The organism is Leisingera sp. ANG-Vp, from assembly GCF_000813725.1.
Taxonomy (GTDB): Bacteria; Pseudomonadota; Alphaproteobacteria; order Rhodobacterales; family Rhodobacteraceae; genus Leisingera.
In genome coordinates, this window is record NZ_JWLD01000032.1 from 111,529 (window position 1) to 129,665 (window position 18,137).

Below are 18,137 nucleotides of genomic sequence, written 5' to 3' on the forward strand. Positions count from 1 at the left end.
GACGGAGCAGATTGATGGAGACTGCGGACAGGAGCGGCACCGGCCCACTGGCCGGCTACTACAGGAAATACGGCTCACTTGAGCTGCTGCTGCGCTATGCCCGCGGCAGGGTCCGGCTGTTCTGGGGCCGCCAGCTGTTTATGGGCCTGGCCTTTGCGGTCCTTGGCCTGGTGGTGCCGCCGCTCTATGCAGTAGCAGCCTTTGCTGCCTCACTTGCCGGCGATGCCGTCGATTGCCTGGTGCTGCGCCGGGCGGATGCGCTGATCCGGGGCGGCATGTCAGAGGGCCGGCTGAGGCTGCTGACATCGCTGACGGCCTTTCTGCATGGCCTGTCCCTGTGTGCCGCTGCCTCGGCGCCGTTCTGGGTGGAGATGCCCTCGCTGATGGCGCACACGCATAACGAGCCGCTGTTCACCATCGGCCTGCTGGCCGGGGCCGCGATCAACGCCGGGCTGGTGCTGCCTTACCATCCGCAGGCGGTCATCACCAAGCTGCTGACCTATGCTGCGCTGCCGGTTGGGTTCCTTGCGGTTGAGATCATCGAAACCCCTGTTTTGGCGCCGATGTACAACTTGCACCTGACCGGGCTGGCGGTGCTCTATGCCTCCTATGGCTGGTTTCTGGCCTTTGTGATGCGCAACTTCGCCCGTACGCGCAGCAATGTGCTCGCGCAGGCTCTGCAGCAGCAGGAGCTGGAAGGCGCCTATGCCCGGCTGTCTGAGCAGCAGATGGAGGCCAAACGCCTGGCCTTGGTGGCAGAAAATGCCAGCGACAGCGTCATGCTGATGGATCGCGAAGGACGTATCACCTGGGTCAACGACAGCTTTACCCGGCTCACCGGCTATACATCCGATGAAGCGCTGGGCCGGATGCCCGGCGACTTGCTGAACAGCGGTCAGACCGATCCCGCCACGATCCGGCAGCTGCAGGACTGCATCCGCTATGCCCGGCAGGTCCGGGTGGAAATCTGCAACCGCCGCAAGGACGGGCAGCACATCTGGATTGAAACAAGCCAGGTGCCGATGCTGGACAGTAACGGAAAGCTGGAGACGCTGATCGCGGTGGAGCGGGACATTTCCGCGGCCAAGGAGCATGCCAAGCAGCTGGAAGAGGCGCGCATCGCAGCTGAGGAAGGCGCCCGGGCCAAAGCCGACTTCCTCGCCACCATGAGTCATGAGATCCGCACCCCGATGAACGGCGTGATCGGCATGGCGCAGCTGCTGCGCGACAGCGGTTTGAACGAAGAGCAGGAGCTTTATGCCGGCGCCATTCTAAGCTCCGCCGATACCCTGCTGGCGCTGATCAATGATGTCCTGGATTTCTCCAAGATGGATGCAGGGGAGGTGACGCTCAGCCAGGCCAGCTTCGATCCGCGCGCATGTTTCACGGAGACGGTTCAGCTGCTGCAAGCAGAGGCAAAGGCCAAGGGGCTGGAGCTGATGCTCAGCATTGCGGATAATGTGCCCGGCGAGTTGCACGGCGATGACAGGCGGATCCGTCAGATTCTGATGAATCTGGCGGGCAATGCGATCAAATTCACTGACAAGGGGCAAGTGAAGATCGCGCTGGATGCCGAGTCCGCGGCGGCAGGGCATGATCTTGTATTTTCGGTCACCGACACCGGAATCGGCATCGCTGAGGACAAGCTTGATGCGGTGTTTGACCGGTTCTCGCAGGCGGACGCTGCCATCAGCCGCCGTTTCGGCGGCACCGGCCTGGGGCTTGCGATTTCCCGCCGCCTGGCTGAGGCGATGGGCGGCGGAATTACCGTGGTATCCGAAATGGGCCAGGGTTCATGCTTCACAGTACGGCTGCGCTTGCAGCTGCCCAAAGTGAAGCCTGACGATTGCGCCGGGGCCGCAGCCGCCACAGACCCGCCGCTCGGCAGCACACCGGCAATGGGAGGGCTGCGGGTGCTGGTGGCCGAGGACAATGCGGTGAACCGGGTGCTGCTGGAAAAGTTCCTTCAATCCGCGCCAGTGGAGCTGGCCTTTGCCGAAAACGGCCTTGAGGCCGTGGCTCAGTTCGAAACCTTTGCGCCAGACATTATTCTGATGGACATGTCGATGCCGGAAATGGACGGGCTTGAAGCCACCCGTGTTATCCGCGGCTTGGCAGGTCCGCAGCCGGCCATTGTGGCGCTCACCGCAAATGCCTTCGATTCCGACCGCGAGGCCTGTCTGGCTGCCGGCATGGACGATTTCATGAGCAAACCGGTCAACCGGGGCAAGCTGCTGGATCTGCTGGGCAGTCTGGCACCGCAGGCGCAGAGCCGCCGCGCGGGTTGATTTCCTTTGCCCCTTCCGGCGGGCTATCCTATCAATCAGTGATCCTTAAGCACGAGGCCGCCGGTGGATATTGCAACCCGCGTCTACAATCACAAATGGAAGATCGATCCGATTGTCCGGTCGCTGATTGATACTGATTTTTATAAGCTTCTGATGTGCCAATCGGTGTTCCGCAACAAGCCGGACACCACCGTCACCTTCTCGCTGATCAACCGGTCGTCGCATGTGCCGCTGGCGAAACTGATCGACGAAGGCGAATTGCGCGAGCAGCTGGACCATATCCGCTCGCTGTCTCTCAGCCGCGGCGAAAGCACCTGGCTGCGCGGCAATACCTTCTACGGCAAGCGGCAGATGTTCCGCCCGGACTTTATGGAGTGGTTCGAGGGTTTGCGCCTGCCGCCCTACCAGCTGGAGCGCAAGGGCGACCAGTACGAGCTGACCTTTGAGGGCAAATGGCACGAAGTCATGCTGTGGGAGATCCCGGCGCTGGCGGTGCTGATGGAGCTGCGCTCGCGCGCGGTGATCAACAGCATGGGCCGGTTCGAACTGCAGGTGCTCTATGCCCGGGCCATGACCCGGGTCTGGGAAAAGATTGAACGCTTGCGCGGCGTAGACGGGCTGACGATTGCTGATTTCGGCACCCGCCGCCGCCATTCTTTCCTGTGGCAGGACTGGTGCGTGCAGGCGATGATCGAGGGACTGGGGGAGAAGTTCACCGGCACTTCCAACTGCCTCATCGCGATGCGCCGCGAGGTGGAGGCGATCGGAACCAATGCCCATGAGCTGCCAATGGTCTATTCCGCGCTGGCGGAAGGGGACGAGGCGCTGGCGCAGGCGCCTTACGACGTTTTGTCTGATTGGCATGACGAGCATGAGGGCAACCTGCGCATCATCCTGCCGGACACCTATGGCACCAAGGGATTCCTCGACCGTGCCCCTGACTGGCTGGCTGGCTGGACCGGTATCCGCATTGACAGCGGCGACCCGGCGAAAGGGGCCGAGGTGGCGATCAATTGGTGGAAGCAGCGCGGGGAAGACCCGGCCGGGAAGCGGGTGATTTTTTCCGACGGATTGGATGTGCAGCAGATCCAGGATCTTCACGCGCAGTTTTCGGGGCGCACCAAAGTCTCCTTTGGCTGGGGCACGCTGTTGACCAATGATTTCCGCGGGCTGGTGCCAGAGGATGCGCTGGCGCCGTTTTCGCTGGTTTGCAAGGCGGTTGCCGCCAATGGCAGGCCGACCGTGAAACTGTCAGACAACCCGGAGAAGGCGATGGGGCCTGCGGAAGAGATCAAGCGCTACAAGAAAGTGTTCGGCGTTGGCGCGCAGGAGCGGCAGGCGGTTATCGTCTGAGGTTTCTCCCGCGTTGCCAGCAGAAACGGGCCGCTCCCGCGCGTTGCCCCTGCTTTGGAAAAGCAGCGGCGCCCCTTGGGCCGGGCAGGCCGCGCCGAAGGCGCGGCCTGCCCCCCGGGCGATGTGCAAAGCACAGCGCAACCCCTTCGGCGTCAGCCGGTTTACCCGTGATGGGCTGCCACTGTTTTCAGCTGTGAAAAGCCGTACAGTGCTTCAAACCCTTTTTCCCGCCCGTGGCCGGATTTTCCAATCCCGCCAAAGGGCAGCTCGACACCGCCGCCGGCCCCGTAGTTGTTGACGAACACCTGTCCCGCCCGCAGTTGTTTGGCCAGCCGCATCTGCCGGCCGCCGTCGCGGGTCCAGACGCTGGCGACGAGGCCGTAATCCGTGGCATTGGCAATCCGCAGCGCCTCGCCTTCGGTGTCAAAGGGGATCAGCACCTGCACCGGGCCAAAGATCTCTTCGCGCGCCAGAACATGATCCTCCGGCACATCGGCGAACAGGGTTGGACGCACATAGGCGCCGTTTTGCGGAGCGCCGCCCACGATGGCCCCCTGTGCCGCAACCGGCAATCCGGCCCCCTGTGCCAGATAGCTTTCCACGATCTGTTTCTGCCGGGGTGAGATCAGCGGTCCAAGCCGCAGATCCTCTGCCGCCGGCCCGACGGTCAGCGCGCGGTAAGCCTCTGCCATCCGCGCTTTCACCTCATCATACACCCCGCGCTGCACCAGAATGCGGGAGGAGGCAGAGCAGGTCTGGCCTGCATTCTGGATGCCTGCATTCACCAGAAACGGCAGCGCCGCGTCCAGATCAGCATCGTCGAACACCAGCTGCGGGGATTTGCCGCCCAGTTCCAGCGTCACCGGAACCACATTTGCGCCCGCCGCCTGCTGCACCAGGGCGCCGGTCCTGACCGATCCGGTAAAGGAGATGTGCTGCACGCCTGGGTGCCCCGCCAGCGCCGCACCGGCCTCGGTGCCCAGGCCGGGCACCACATTCAAAGCGCCTGGGGGCAGTCCGGCTTCAATGGCGATACGGGCAAAAGCCAAGGCCGTCAGGCAGGCTTCTTCGGCCGGTTTCAGCACACAGGCATTGCCCATTGCCAGCGCTGCACCTACCGAGCGGCCGATGATCTGCATCGGGTAGTTCCAGGGCACGATATGCCCCGTGACCCCATGCGGCTCGCGCAGGGTATAAACGGTGTACCCGTCGAGATAGGGAATGGTCTCCCCCATCACCTTGTCTGCTGCGCCGCCGTAGAACTCGCAGTAGCGCGCCAGCGCCACCGCATCGGCGCGCGCCTGAGTGAGCGGCTTGCCCACATCCATGGCTTCCAGCGCCGCCAGGTCTTCAACCCTCTCCAGCACCAGCTGTCCGATGCGGGTCAGGATGCGGCCGCGTTCCAAAGCCGTCATCTCGCCCCATTCACTCCCTAAGGCGGTGCTTGCCGCCGTGACCGCCGCGCTGATGTCTGCTTCGCCGCCGCGGGCGATCCGGCAGATTTCACTGCCATCCGAGGGGTTCATCAGCGGCAGGGTTTCGCCGCTGGCAGCAGGTCCCCATTCTCCGCCGATGAGGCAATGCGCGGGGTCGAACCAGAGGGGGGAGGTGTCAGTCATCATGCGCTCCTGCAATGTCGAAGCTGTAGCTTTTGATTTGATGTTCGGTGAAAGGCGCGCCTTCGCGCAAGTCCCGGATACCCGGCAGAATGCTGAGGCAGGTTCCCCAGAAGGCCACCGCCTCGCGCGAGGACTTAGACAGCCCCATGCGCCAGCGCCCAGGGAATTCCCGCAAGATCATTATGGCCGCCTGCTGGCCCCAGCCCTGGCGCCGGTGCTGCGGCAGGATGCAGAATTCTGACAGTTCGCGGCGGTCGTCAGGCAGGTTCAGCACAATGGCAAAGCCGATGCGCTGAGCATCCTTGCGGATCCAGAACGCCGTCACGTCCTTGCGGTGCAGCATCTGGCCTGCACGTTCCGTGGGATCAATAGCCGCCTGCGGAGCCACTTCGGCAAAATAGGGCGCCAGCGCTGCAGCAAAGAAGGCCTGCTCCCGCGGCATGATCAGCGCCAGCGACAGGGTCATGCGGCCCCCTGATCGAGATCGGGCAGCACTGGGGCGGCAGCAATCAGCTGCCGGGTGTAGGGGTGCTGCGGATTGCTGAACACGGTTTCAGTGTCTCCCTGTTCCACAATTTCGCCTTTCTGCATCACCAGGCAGCGGTCAGTGATCGTGCGCACCACGCTCAGGTCGTGGCTGATGAACAGATAGGTGAGGGCATAAGCCTCGCACAGCTCTGCCAGCAGGTCGAGGATGCGGGCGCGGACCGAGACATCCAGGGCTGAGACCGCCTCATCAAAGATGATCAGCTCTGGCCGGGTGATCAGCGCGCGGGCAATGGCGATCCGCTGGCGCTGGCCGCCGGAAAACTGATGGATGTATTTCTGCGCATCTCCGGGCTGCAGGCCAACAGCGGTGAGGGTTTCTGCAATCAGATCCACGCGGGCGCTTCCGGCTGGCGGGGTCTCCAGCGTGTGGAAGGGTTCGGTGATCAGCCGCTCCACCTTATGGCGCGGGTTGAAGCTGCCGTAAGGGTCCTGGAACACCACCTGCATCTTGCGGCGGATGCTTGGGACGGGGTGAGTCGTGACAGGCTCGCCATTGAGGCGAATCTCTCCGCCTTGAAGTGGCTCCAGCCCTAGAATCGCCCGTGTTAGGGTCGATTTTCCACAGCCCGACTCACCAACCAGGCCAAGCCGCTCGCCGCGGTTCAGGATGAAGGACACACCGTTCACCGCACGGAAGGTTCCCGGTTTGGCGAACAGCGATGTGCGTGGGGTCCTGTAGTCCCGGATTGCTTCTTTGACCTCCAGCAGCGGTTCCGGCGGCGGCGGTTCCGGCAGCGCCACCTGATGGTTAGAGGCCGCAAACAGCATCTGCGTGTAAGGGTGGCGCATATTGCGCAGCAGCCAGTCTGTGCGGCCGGTTTCCACCACTTCGCCATTGCGCATCACGACGATCCGGTCAGCCAAATCAGCCACCACCGCCAGGTCATGGGTGATGATCATCAGCCCCATGCCGTAGTCCTGCACCAGGTCCTTGAGCAGTTCCAGGATCTGCGCCTGGGTGGTCACGTCCAGTGCTGTGGTGGGCTCATCCGCAATCAGCAGCTTGGGGCGCAGGGCAATGGCCATGGCGATCACCACCCGCTGGCGCTGGCCGCCCGACAGCTCGTGCGGGTAGCGCGACAGCGGAAAGCGGTCGGCAGGCAGGCCGACCCGGTCCAGCACCTCCCGCGCCCGTGCTTCGGCTTGCGAGCGCGGCATCGCGCCATGGATCAGGATGGTCTCCATCACCTGTTCGCCAATGGTCTTGACCGGATTGAGCGCTGTCATTGGCTCCTGGAACACCATGCCAACGGACTGGCCGCGGATGGCGCACATCTGTGTTTCGCTTTGCTCCAGCAACTGGGTGCCGTCCAGCGTGATGTATCCTTTGGCCTGCGCCAGCTCTGGCAGCAGCCCCATCACTGCCAGCGCCGTCATCGACTTGCCTGAGCCGCTTTCCCCGGTGATGGCGACGATCTCGCCCGGATCGACATGAAAGGACACATCCTTCAGCACCGAAAAGGCGCCGATTGAGAGGGTCAGGCGGGTCACGTCCAGCAGCGTCATGTCCGTGCCACCCGAAGCTTCGGGTCAAGATGATCGCGCAGCCCGTCGCCCAAGAGGTTCAGCCCCAGGACGGTCAGGATGATGGCTGAACCCGGTACCAGCGCCAGATGCGGGGCAAAGCTCACCATGGTTTGCGCATCGGCCAGCATCCGGCCCCAGCTGGGCGTGGGCGGCTGGGCGCCCAGTCCGACATAGGACAGCCCGGCCTCAGCCAGGATGCCCAATGAAAACTGAATGGTGCCCTGCACGATCAGCAGGTTCATCACATTGGGCAGGATATGCTCGGCAGAGATCCGCGCCGCGCCCTTGCCGGCAACCCGGGCGGCCAGGATGAACTCCCGCTCCCACAGGGAAAGCGCGGCACCGCGGGTAATACGGGCGAAGACGGGAATGTTGAAGATGCCGATGGCGATGATTGCGTTGACGGCACCGGGGCCCAGAATGGCGGTGATCAGGATCGCGATCACCAGCGAGGGGAAGGCAAAGACGAGATCATTGCCGCGCATGATCAGCTCATCCAGCCAGGACCCCTTGCGGGCAGCGGCAGCAAGTCCCAGCGGCACGCCTGCGCCCATGCCGATGCCGACGGCCACCAGCGCCACTGCGATGGAGGTTCGGGCGCCGACCATGATCATCGACAGCAGGTCGCGGCCGAAATGATCGGTGCCCAGCCAGTGCTGTGCGTTGGGCGTCTGCAGCTTGGCCGGGATGTTCATCGCTGAGTGGTCAAAAGGCGTCCAAAGGAACGAAACCGCTGCCGCCAGCAGCACCAGCGAGGATAACAGGCCGCCGAGAATCAGATTTCGGGTCATGTCCGGCTCCTCAGGCGCGGGTCGACCAGCGCATAGGCGAGATCGACCAGGAAATTCACCGCAATCACCGCAAAGACCAGCAGCATCACCACCGATTCCACCACGATCAGATCGCGGGAAGATATTGCCTGGAACACAAGCCGCCCAAGGCCGGGCAGGTAGAAGACCTGCTCGATGATGATGGCGCCGGCCAGCAGGAAGGAGAATTGCAGCCCGATGATGGTCAGCACCGGGATCAGCGCATTCCTGACCCCGTGCCGCCACAGCGCCTGTCTCCGGGTCAGCCCTTTGGCGCGGGCAGTGCGGATGAAATCCTCGCCCAGGATGTCCAGCAGGGACGACCGCATCACCCGCGTCAGGATTGCCGCCTGCGGCAGTGCCAGCGCAATGGCGGGCAGGGTGAGCGCGTGCAGCCCCGCCCCAAGCCCGGCCTCCCAGCCGGGAAACCCGCCGGCCCCGAACCAGCGCAGGTTGATGGCAAAGATCAGCACCAGCATCATTGCGAACCAGAAGTTCGGCACCGCAACGCCCAGCTGCGTGGCGCCGGTCACCGCCATATCGCCAGCCTTGCCGCGGCGGGCAGCGGCATAGATGCCTGCGGGAAAGGCGATCAGGGTGGAGAGGGTCAGCGCGTAGACCGCCAGCGGCAGCGACACCCACAGCCGGTCTGCAATCATGCCGGCAACCGGCGTGCGGTAGGTGTAGGAGGTGCCGAAATCACCGCTCAGCATGCCGGTGACCCAGGCCAGGTAGCGGGCGGGTTTGCTCTGATCCAGCCCCAGCTCGGCCTTCAGCGCGGCGACAGTGTCGGCCTGTGCATTGACTCCGAGCATGAAGGACGCGGGATCCCCGGGTGCCACCTCCACCACAAGGAAGATCACCAGCGAGGCAACAGCCAGGCTGAGGATCAGGGACAAGAGGCGTTTCAAGGCATAGCGCAGCATCGCAATTACGTTAGGTCTGCGTAAAGCGGCGGTCCAGAGCAGAAGCGCTGGAACGTTGCGGACGCCGGGAAAAACCAAGTTGCGTCAGGGGGTTGATGCGTGCCGTCTGCGAGGGTGTGCGGATCGCGCGCAAACCGGTCCCGCCGTTGCGCTGAGGACGGCCAACTGGGCTCTTCCTTGCCGGGACGGGTGCGGGGTATCACTGGCGCATGCTTGGGAAACCCTTGTTCATCGGATCGGAAATTTACCGCGGGTCGTCTTATGGGCGCACCCATCCCCTGCGGGTGCCGCGGGTGTCCACGGTAATGGATCTCTCCCGCGCGCTGGGCTGGCTGCCGGATGAGGTCTATGTGACCTCGCCCCGGGCCAAACCTGCGGCGCTGACCGTCTGGCACACGCCGGAATACGTCGCCGCGCTGCAGGCGGCGGAAGCGGCGCAGACAGTGAGCGATGAGGTCCGTGTCCGGCATCACCTCGGCACCATTTCCAACCCGGTGTTCCCGGAAATCTTCCGCCGCCCGGCCACGGCTGCGGGCGGCTCGATCCTGGCAGGTGAGCTGCTGGCCAATGGCGGCGTGGTCTACAATCCGGCGGGCGGCACCCATCACGGGATGCCGGACCGGGCCAACGGCTTCTGCTACCTGAACGATCCGGTGCTGGCGATGCTGTCGCTGCGCCACCACGGCGCACAGCGGATTGCCTATGTGGACATCGACGCGCATCATGCCGACGGGGTGGAGCATGGCTTTGCCGGCGACCCCGACGTGCTGATGATCTCGGTGCATGAAGAAAACCTCTGGCCCAAGACCGGCACGCTGACCGAGGATGCAGGCGGCTCTGCCCTGAACCTGCCGGTGCCGCGCGGCTTCAACGACGATGAGATGGCCTTTGCCCGCGACGCGCTGATCCTGCCGGCGGTCGAGGCTTTTGCGCCGGATGCCATCGTGCTGCAATGCGGAGCCGATGCAGTGACAGAGGACCCGCTGCCGCATCTGGACCTGTCAAACAACGCCCATTGGGCCGTCGTGCGGGCGCTTATGGGGATGGCGCCTCGTTATCTGGTTCTGGGCGGGGGCGGGTATAACCCGTGGTCGGTCGGGCGGCTGTGGACCGGGGTCTGGGCCACGCTCAACGGGTTTGAAATACCAGAGCACCTGCCAGAGGCGGGTGAAAACGTCCTGCGCGGGCTGGAGTTCAACGGCAACCGGCTGGGCCGCAACCCGCCGGAGCGTTGGTTCACCACGCTGCGCGACCAGCCGCGGGGCGGGGAGGTCAGGCACGTGATCCGGCAGCGGGCGGCCCATTTGCGGGCAAGACGCGGGCTGTAGGCCAAGGAGGGCAGAGCCCGGCCCTGTGCGGATGCGAAGCGCCCACCCGCGGGAAGGGGCAGGCGCTGCCCGGCGGTGCCGCCGGGAAAGAGTTCGGCGATGTTTATTCCGCCCAGCTCAGCGCGCTCAGGTCGATGGCCGCCGTGGGTGCATTCTCCCACAACCCCTGCAACCCGGCTTTGGCGACCCCCAGTTTCGCCAGCTGGAACAAGTAGCCGTTCACGTAGTCTGCCGAAATCATCTCCTGCGCCTCCTGCAGCAGCGCGGTCCGGGCACCGGGGTCAGTAGTGGCGTTCAGCCTGGCCATCAGATCCTGGAAAGGCTTGCTGTCGTATTGGAAGTAATACTCGGGCCTGGCATAGATACCGATGTCCATCGGCTCGGTATGGCTGACGATGGTCAGGCCGAAATTCTTGCCGCGGAACACCGTCTCCAGCCATTGCGCCCATTCCACATTGATGATCTCGGCCTTGATCCCAACCTCGGCCAGCTGCGCCGCGATGATCTCGCCGCCGCGCCGTGCATAGGAGGGCGGCGGCAGGTGCAGGGTGGTCTCAAACCCGTCAGCAAAACCTGCTTCAGCCAGCAGTGCCTTGGCTTTTTCCGGGTCGTAGGAGGATGCGCCTGTCAGATCCTTGTAGGCCGGGTTATGCGGCGCAAAATGGGTGCCGATCGGGGTGCCATAGCCAAACATGGCGCCGTCGATGATCGCCTGCCGGTTTATGGCATGGGCCACCGCCTCGCGCACGCGCAAGTCATCAAACGGCGCCTGTTTGTTGTTGGTCGAGAGGATTGTTTCGCCCTCGGTGGAGCCGACCAGCACCTGGAACCGGGGATCAGCCTCAAACTGCGGCAGATTCTCCGGTGCCGGGAAGTTGTCGAAAGCGTCAATATCCTCGGCCATCATCGCAGCAAAGGCGGCTGTGGGGTCGGAGATGAACTTGAATGTGGCCGAGGCCAGCGCGGGCTGTGTGCCCCAGTAGTCCGGGTTGCGGGCCAGGCTGATGCGGTCGCCCTGCACCCATTCCTGGAACCTATAGGCGCCGGTGCCGATGGGGTTTGTCTTGATATCCCCGATGCTCTCAGGCGCCACGATCACCGCGTCGCCCCAGGCCAGGTTGAACAGGAAGCTGCCGTTTGGCCCATCCAGCGTGATCTTCACCGTCTGCGGGTCCACCGCTTCCACTGATGTGATCCCGGCAAACAGCGCTTTCTGCGCGTTGGTGCTGTCCTCGGCCCGGGCGCGGTCGAGCGAGAATTTCACATCTTCCGCATCCATCGTGCTGCCGTCGTGGAATGTCACGCCCGAACGCAAGCGGAAGGTATAAACGGTTCCGTCCTCAGAGATCTCCCAGCTCTCGGCCAGCCCCGGTACCACCGAACCGTCGCCCATGAACCGGGTCAGCCCCTCGAAGATGTTGCTGTAAACCACCGAGTCGATGGCCTGTGCAGCGGCGCTGGTCGGGTCCAGATGCGGCGGCTCCAGCTGCATGGCGATGGTGACGCTGTCCTTGGCCCAGACGCTGCCCGCCATCAGGGCCAGCGCGGAACTTGCCGCAAGAACGAATGATTTGAATGCCATTTGAAATCTCCCTGATGTGCTATACTCGGGCCCTGAACGGCGCTTATGGGAAACGAGTTTCCCACTTTCCCGGGCGTAATCAAGGGCTAGGGACATTTCGCGCACTGGAAGCACGCGGCGTTAATTGATAATCCGTGCGCACTTAAGGAACCGCGGACAGGAAGCCATGAGCGCAACAGCCAAGAAACAGGCGCCCAACGCCGAAGACATCCGGGCCCGCAAGGGCGGCACGCCTTTGGTGAGCCTTACTGCCTACACAACGCCGATGGCGCGGCTGATGGACGCCCATTGCGACTTTGTTCTGGTTGGTGACAGCGTCGGTATGGTGCTGCATGGTCTGACCTCGACCTTGTCCGTCACAATGGAAATGATGATCCTGCACGGCCAGGCGGTGTCCCGCGGGCTGGACAAGGCAATGCTGGTCATCGACATGCCCTTTGCCTCTTACGAGGAAAGCCCGCAGCAGGCCTTCCGCAACGCTGCCCGGCTGATGAGTGAGACCGGCTGCGCCGCGGTCAAGCTGGAAGGCGGCGTCGAGATGGCAGAGACCATCCGCTTCCTGGTCAAGCGCGGCATCCCGGTGATGGCGCATATTGGCCTCACGCCGCAGTCGATCAACACGCTGGGCGGCTACAAGGTGCAGGGCCGCGAGGAGCAAGCAGAGGCCGTGCTGGCCGATGCCCGTGCCGTGGCAGAGGCCGGAGCCTTCTCGGTGGTGCTGGAGAAGGTGCCGCAGGTGCTGGCCGATAAGATCACCGCGGAGGTGGCGATCCCCACCATCGGCATTGGCGCCAGCGCCGGCTGTGACGGGCAGATCCTGGTGGTCGACGACATGCTGGGCTTCTTCACCGCCTTCAAGCCGAAGTTCGTGAAACGCTACGCCGACCTTGGCCCGCTGGCGGAAGCTGCGATTGCCGAATATGCCGCCGAGGTGCGCGCCCGTTCGTTCCCGGCAGCCGAACATGTCTTTGCCGACCAGGCGCCCTCCAAAGGATGACGACCCAAATGACCGCACCGATCCTGCGCCGCCTGTCTGACCTGCGCGCCAAGACCGCTGAATGGCGCCGCAACGGCGAATCCATCGGCCTGGTGCCGACCATGGGCGCACTGCATGCGGGCCACCTGTCGCTGGCCGCAGCCGCCAAACAGGCCTGCGACCGGGTGATCGTGACCATCTTCGTGAACCCCAAGCAGTTCAACAAGCCGGAGGATCTGGCCAATTACCCGCGCACCGAAAACGAAGACGCCGAAAAACTCGCGCACCTTGGCGTCGACCTGATTTATTGTCCGGACCCGGACCAGATTTACCCCGACGGCTACGCCACCAATGTCTCGGTCGGCGGCAGCATCACAGCGGTGATGGAGGGTCCGTTCCGCCCCGGCCATTTCGACGGGGTGGCCACAGTGGTCGCCAAGCTGTTCCTGCAGACCAGCGCGGACAAGGCGTTTTTTGGCCAAAAGGACTATCAGCAGCTGATGGTGGTGACCCGCATGGCCCGCGATCTGGATATTCCGATTGAGGTGGTCGGCTGCGAGACCGTGCGCGAAGCGTCCGGTTTGGCGATGTCCTCGCGCAATCTGCTGCTGTCTGATAAGGCGCTTGCCAAGGCTGCGGCACTGAACGCGGCCATGCGCGAGGCCGCGGCCAAAGCAACAGCCGGTGAACCCTGGTCGCCACTGGAGGCTGCAGCCCGGGAGGCGCTGGCAGAAGCGGGTTTTGGCGATGTCGAGTATTTCGACCTGCGCTGTGCAGAAACGCTGGAGGCGCTGGACACGCCCTCCCGTCCGGCCCGGCTGCTGGCGGCTGCCTGGATGGATGGCGTCCGGTTGATCGACAATATCGAAGTTCGCGAACTAAAATCTTAGTAAGGGCTGGCAGCGGTAACAGTTTTGCGTTTATTGTCCCCGGTCAGAGGAGACTGGAGGGCAGCCGATGACCTATATTCTGGCAATTGATCAGGGCACCACGTCGACCCGGGCAATCCTGTTTGATGCAGGCATGCAGGTCGCGGGCACCGCACAGCAGGAGTTCACCCAGCATTACCCGCAGGCGGGATGGGTGGAGCATGACCCGGAGGAAATCTGGGAGACCACCGTTGCCGTTTGCCGCAAGGTGATGGCGGATCTGGATGCGTCTGCTGCGGACATCGCGGGTATCGGCATTACCAACCAGCGCGAAACCACGGTGGTCTGGGACAGATCCACAGGTAAGGCGATCCACAATGCCATCGTTTGGCAGGACCGCCGCACCGCAGCCATTTGCGATGAACTGCGCGCGGCAGGCCATGAAGAGATGGTCACCGACCGAACCGGCCTGCTGCTTGATCCGTATTTCTCCGGCACCAAGGTGAAATGGATCCTCGATACCGTGGACGGTGCGCGGCAGAAGGCGGAAGCAGGCGAGTTGCTGTTCGGCACGGTGGACAGCTTCCTGATCTGGCGCCTCACTGGCGGTGCCTCGCACGCAACCGACGCCACCAACGCCGCCCGGACGCTGATGTATGACATCCGCAAGGGCCGCTGGAGCCGCACCATCAGCGATCTTTTGGATGTGCCGCAGCAGATGCTGCCGGAGGTGAAGGACAGCGCCGCCGATTTCGGCACCACCGATCCGGAGATCCTGGGCGGTGCGATTCCGATCCTAGGCGTGGCCGGCGATCAGCAGGCGGCGACCATCGGCCAGGCCTGTTTTCAACCGGGGATGATGAAATCCACCTATGGGACGGGGTGCTTTGCACTTCTGAACACCGGCGATGCGCCGGTGGAATCCAAGAACCGGATGCTGACCACCATCGCCTATCAGCTGGACGGTAAGCCGACATATGCGCTGGAAGGCTCGATCTTTATCGCCGGTGCCGCGGTGCAATGGCTGCGCGATGGGCTTGGGATTATCGAACAGGCCGCGCAATCCGGTGAACTGGCGCTGCGGGCGGACCCGGGCCAGGACGTGATCCTGGTTCCTGCCTTCACCGGTCTTGGCGCGCCTTACTGGAAGCCGGACTGCCAGGGCGCGGTCTTTGGCCTGACCCGCAACTCGGGGCCTGCGGAATTTGCCCGCGCCGCATTGCAAAGCGTCGCCTATCAGACCCGCGACCTGTGGGAGGCGATGCGGGCCGACTGGGGCGGCGAGACCAATGTGACCCTGCGTGTCGACGGCGGCATGAGCGCCAGCGACTGGACCATGCAGAGCCTGTCGGACCTCTTGGGCGCCGCGGTTGACCGCCCGGTGATGCAGGAAACAACCGCACTCGGCGCCGCCTGGCTGGCGGGGATGCGGGCCGGGATCTATCCGGACCAAGCGGGGTTTGCGGCGACTTGGAAGCTTGACCGCCAGTTCACCCCGATGATGCAGCCGGAGGCCCGCGAAGCGGCGTACGCCCGCTGGCAGCGCGCAGTGCAAGCGGTGATCGGGGTGTAGGGCACGGGGGCGGCTCCCGCCTGTTCACGCCGCATTCAAAGAATGCGTCCTCACAGTTGGGCGTAGCGCCGCGCTTTGCGCGGCGTTTTCTTTCCGCTGAGAAGCGGTTTAAGGCCGGAACTGCCCTTAAACGCGCTTTTCCAAGTTTGTTCAGGCCATCCGCGCCTCAAGGGTGCACCGTGCCTGCGGCACGGCGGCTGTGCCGCCCTTGACCCGCGGCTGGCCGGAGTACGTGCCTCAGCCGACGCAGGCGCCTGCCGGGATGGTTGCGGGACGCGCGTTCAGGTCCTCGATGGAGAAGCCGGCAATGGACTTGTATTTGGCGGCATGGGCGGCGAGATCTGCCTGCGGGATCACATCGGTGATGTCTTGGAAGTCGCCGCCGCAGAGATCTTCGACCCTCTGCAGAACGCCGTCCGGCCCGCCGCCTGCACGGTTGGCCAGCCCCACTGCCGTGGTGAGCGGCCGCACTTCGGCCTCATAGGCCTGGAGTGCGGCGGCAGTCACACCGTGCTCCAGCAGTTTTGCGCCGATCACCCGGGCATCTACGATCGCCTGGCTGGCGCCGTTGGAGCCGACCGGATAGGTCGGATGCGCGGCGTCGCCCATCAGAGTGGCATTGCCCGTGGTCCAGCGGGGCAGCGGGTCGCGGTCCACCATCGGGTATTCATAAACCGCCTCCGCCCCGCTGATCAGGGCCGGCACATCAATCCAGCCGAACCGCCAGTTTGCAAAGTCCGGCAGGAACTCCGCCGTGTCCGCAGGCCGGTTCCAGTCTTCCTTGCGCCAGGAAGACGTTGGGTCAAAGCTCTTCTCGGCAATCCAGTTCATCGTCACCAGGCTATCTTCGCCTGGCTGCGAGACCGGGTAGGCCACCAGCCGCAGCAGGTCATGGCCGATCATTGCCATCGCCGCGCCGCCTTTGAACTCCGGTGCCTGCGCCGTGGCACGCCACAGGATGCGGCCGTTCCAGATGGGCTCTCCCTCACCCGGCACCATCTGCCTGCGCAGGGCTGAATGGATGCCATCGGCGGCAATCACAAGCTTGCCATCAATCCTTCGGCCGTCTGCAAGCCGCAGAGCGGCACCGCCGGCGGTGGTCTCAAAGCCTGCGGCCCGCGCCCCAGTGCTGAGGCAGACGGGCCCGGCGCGCGCTATCAGCGCCTGGTACAGCATCATCTGCAGCTTCCCCCGGTGCACCGAGTACTGCGGCCAGGCATAACCCGCCAAAGTGCCGCGGGGCTCCTCCCAGATTGTCTTGCCCAGTTTGCTGTAAAACCCCAGCTGCCGGGTCTTCACGCCGATGGCGTCAAGTTCTGCATCCAGCCCCAGGTCATGAAGCTCCCGCACCGCATTGGGCTGCAGGTTGATGCCCACGCCCAGCGGTTTCAGCTCCGGGACGGATTCAAAGATATGAAACGGCACACCAATCTGATGCAGGGTCAGGCCAAGCGTCAGACCCGCGATGCCGCCGCCGGCGATAAGAACGGTCATGGTAAGTATGCCTCCTATTTGCCCGGACACATGACCACAGCCTTGGTGCAGGAACAACAGGCGGGGGTGTGCTTCAGCCTCTGCCGGCGATGATCAGGTCGGGGCCGAAAATTACATCGGCGTAGTTGTGCAGGTAGATCTTGAGCCAGGGCGTGAAACGCTCCGGGTGGCGGCTCACTTCGGCGAGAAGGTCATGATAGTCGACCCAGCGGGTCTCCATCACCTCTTCCGGATTGGGGACCACTTTCAAGGGACGGTGCACATGGGCCAGAAAGACATCCACGGCTTCATGCTCGACCAGACCATTGCCGACATCGGCGCGGTACTCCAGATGATGGCGGAATTCGGGGTAGAGACCGGAGATGCCCAGTTCCTCCTGCATCCGCCGCACCGCACAGGCCGATGGCTGCTCGTCCCACATTGGATGGGTGCAGCAGGTGTTCGCCCACAGCCCCGGGGTGTGGTACTTGCCCATCGCGCGGCGCTGCATCAGGATTTCCACGCCTTTCACCACAAAGACGGAGACCGCCTTGTGCTTCAGCCCGCGCTCATGCGCTGCGAGCTTGTCAACCGGTGTCAAATCGCCGTTCACCCAGGCGGGGATCATGTGGCTCATGCTGTGTCCGTGACGGTGTTCAAATGGTGCGGCATGCCGCATTTCGCAAAATCCGTCTTCTACCGCTACCGCCTGCAGGTTACGAAAGCAATTACGCGAAAAGCCGCGGCGAAAATGCCGCGGCTTCATGGCCCGCTTGTACCGGGGGCAGGTTTATTCGGAGGCGGCTTCTGCGCTTTCTTCTGCTGCGGCCTCTTCAGCCGGGGCAGGGCCGTGGCTGGACAGGAAGGCAAAGATGTCTTCGCCGCCCTTCTTCAGGCGGAAGGACATCTTCGACTTGGCTTTGGAGCTGCCGGTTTCAGCCTGCAGGAATTTCTTGGGGTCGGCAGTGAAGGCGACAAATTTCTCTTCGTCCCAGACCAGGCCGGCTTCGCCTGCAGCCACCAGATCCTTGCCGTATTTGAAACCATCAACGGTGCCCGCGGTGCGGCCGGCAATGCCCCACAGGTTGGGACCGGTCTTGCCGCCCTTGACGATGACGTCGCCGGTATCGGAGGTGACGGTGTGGCAGGATTTGCATTTGTTGAACCCCTTTTCGCCCTTGGCCGGGTCGCCTTCGGCAAAGGCGGGGGCGGCGAGGAGGCCGAAAATGGCGGCAGTGATAAGAGGTTTCATATTGCTTGCTCCA

15 protein-coding genes are annotated in these 18,137 nt (G+C 63.7%); 6 read left to right on the forward strand and 9 right to left on the reverse strand.

The genetic code is table 11. From position 1 onward, the window contains the following. Positions 1-14: 14 nt before the first annotated feature. Together RA20_RS11700 and pncB are read left to right on the forward strand one after the other, a co-directional pair. Positions 15-2,288, forward strand: coding sequence for a hybrid sensor histidine kinase/response regulator (locus tag RA20_RS11700; protein ID WP_039128554.1), 2,274 nt, complete (start codon positions 15-17; stop codon positions 2,286-2,288). Positions 2,289-2,351: 63 nt separating this feature from the next. Next, the gene (gene pncB, locus RA20_RS11705) at positions 2,352-3,641 is read left to right on the forward strand and encodes a nicotinate phosphoribosyltransferase (RefSeq protein ID WP_039128557.1); all 1,290 of its coding nucleotides are present in this window, start codon (positions 2,352-2,354) and stop codon (positions 3,639-3,641) included. 161 nt (positions 3,642-3,802) lie between these two features. Here the strand turns inward: pncB and RA20_RS11710 are convergent, their stop codons facing one another. Genes RA20_RS11710 through RA20_RS11730 form a run of 5 tightly spaced genes read right to left on the reverse strand, consistent with a single transcriptional unit; the run spans position 3,803 to position 9,071 of the window. Then, complete coding sequence (locus RA20_RS11710) at positions 3,803-5,260, reverse strand: aldehyde dehydrogenase family protein (RefSeq protein WP_039128672.1); 1,458 nt, start codon at positions 5,258-5,260, stop codon at positions 3,803-3,805. Further along, positions 5,253-5,726, reverse strand: a complete 474-nt coding sequence (locus tag RA20_RS11715; RefSeq protein WP_039128559.1) for a GNAT family N-acetyltransferase — start codon at positions 5,724-5,726, stop codon at positions 5,253-5,255. Before RA20_RS11715 ends, RA20_RS11710 begins: the two co-directional genes overlap by 8 nt. Next, complete coding sequence (locus RA20_RS11720; protein WP_039128563.1) at positions 5,723-7,315, reverse strand: ABC transporter ATP-binding protein; 1,593 nt, start codon at positions 7,313-7,315, stop codon at positions 5,723-5,725. Before RA20_RS11720 ends, RA20_RS11715 begins: the two co-directional genes overlap by 4 nt. Then, a complete protein-coding gene (locus tag RA20_RS11725) occupies positions 7,312-8,127 on the reverse strand; it encodes an ABC transporter permease (protein WP_039128566.1) in 816 nt (271 codons plus the stop codon). Before RA20_RS11725 ends, RA20_RS11720 begins: the two co-directional genes overlap by 4 nt. Further along, positions 8,124-9,071 carry an ABC transporter permease gene (locus RA20_RS11730; protein WP_039128569.1) on the reverse strand — a complete coding sequence of 316 codons (948 nt, stop codon included), beginning with the start codon at positions 9,069-9,071 and terminating at the stop codon, positions 8,124-8,126. Before RA20_RS11730 ends, RA20_RS11725 begins: the two co-directional genes overlap by 4 nt. A 209-nt stretch (positions 9,072-9,280) precedes the next feature. Here RA20_RS11730 and RA20_RS11735 point away from each other — a divergent pair, with 209 nt between their 5' ends. Further along, on the forward strand, positions 9,281-10,399 hold the full coding sequence (locus RA20_RS11735; RefSeq protein ID WP_039128570.1) for an acetoin utilization protein AcuC: 1,119 nt from the start codon (positions 9,281-9,283) through the stop codon (positions 10,397-10,399). A 103-nt stretch (positions 10,400-10,502) separates the two neighbouring features. Here RA20_RS11735 and RA20_RS11740 read toward each other — a convergent pair whose 3' ends face one another. Continuing rightward, positions 10,503-11,981, reverse strand: a complete 1,479-nt coding sequence (locus RA20_RS11740) for an ABC transporter substrate-binding protein (protein ID WP_039128572.1) — start codon at positions 11,979-11,981, stop codon at positions 10,503-10,505. A gap of 166 nt (positions 11,982-12,147) precedes the next feature. Here RA20_RS11740 and panB point away from each other — a divergent pair, with 166 nt between their 5' ends. The 3 genes from panB (at position 12,148) to glpK (ending at position 15,399) form a co-directional block, all read left to right on the forward strand. Continuing rightward, on the forward strand, positions 12,148-12,978 hold the full coding sequence (gene panB / locus RA20_RS11745; protein ID WP_039128575.1) for a 3-methyl-2-oxobutanoate hydroxymethyltransferase: 831 nt from the start codon (positions 12,148-12,150) through the stop codon (positions 12,976-12,978). A gap of 8 nt (positions 12,979-12,986) precedes the next feature. Beyond that, complete coding sequence (gene panC / locus RA20_RS11750; protein ID WP_039128578.1) at positions 12,987-13,847, forward strand: pantoate--beta-alanine ligase; 861 nt, start codon at positions 12,987-12,989, stop codon at positions 13,845-13,847. A gap of 67 nt (positions 13,848-13,914) precedes the next feature. Next, complete coding sequence (glpK, locus tag RA20_RS11755; protein WP_039128581.1) at positions 13,915-15,399, forward strand: glycerol kinase GlpK; 1,485 nt, start codon at positions 13,915-13,917, stop codon at positions 15,397-15,399. 237 nt (positions 15,400-15,636) lie between these two features. Here the strand turns inward: glpK and RA20_RS11760 are convergent, their stop codons facing one another. The 3 genes from RA20_RS11760 to RA20_RS11770 form a co-directional block, all read right to left on the reverse strand. After that, positions 15,637-16,893 (reverse strand): flavin-dependent oxidoreductase, encoded by a 1,257-nt coding sequence (locus RA20_RS11760; RefSeq protein ID WP_039128584.1) that lies wholly within the window; start codon positions 16,891-16,893, stop codon positions 15,637-15,639. A gap of 73 nt (positions 16,894-16,966) precedes the next feature. After that, positions 16,967-17,509, reverse strand: a complete 543-nt coding sequence (idi, locus tag RA20_RS11765; protein WP_039128587.1) for an isopentenyl-diphosphate Delta-isomerase — start codon at positions 17,507-17,509, stop codon at positions 16,967-16,969. Positions 17,510-17,662: 153 nt separating this feature from the next. Further along, positions 17,663-18,124 (reverse strand): c-type cytochrome, encoded by a 462-nt coding sequence (locus tag RA20_RS11770; protein ID WP_039128590.1) that lies wholly within the window; start codon positions 18,122-18,124, stop codon positions 17,663-17,665. Positions 18,125-18,137 lie beyond the last annotated feature (13 nt).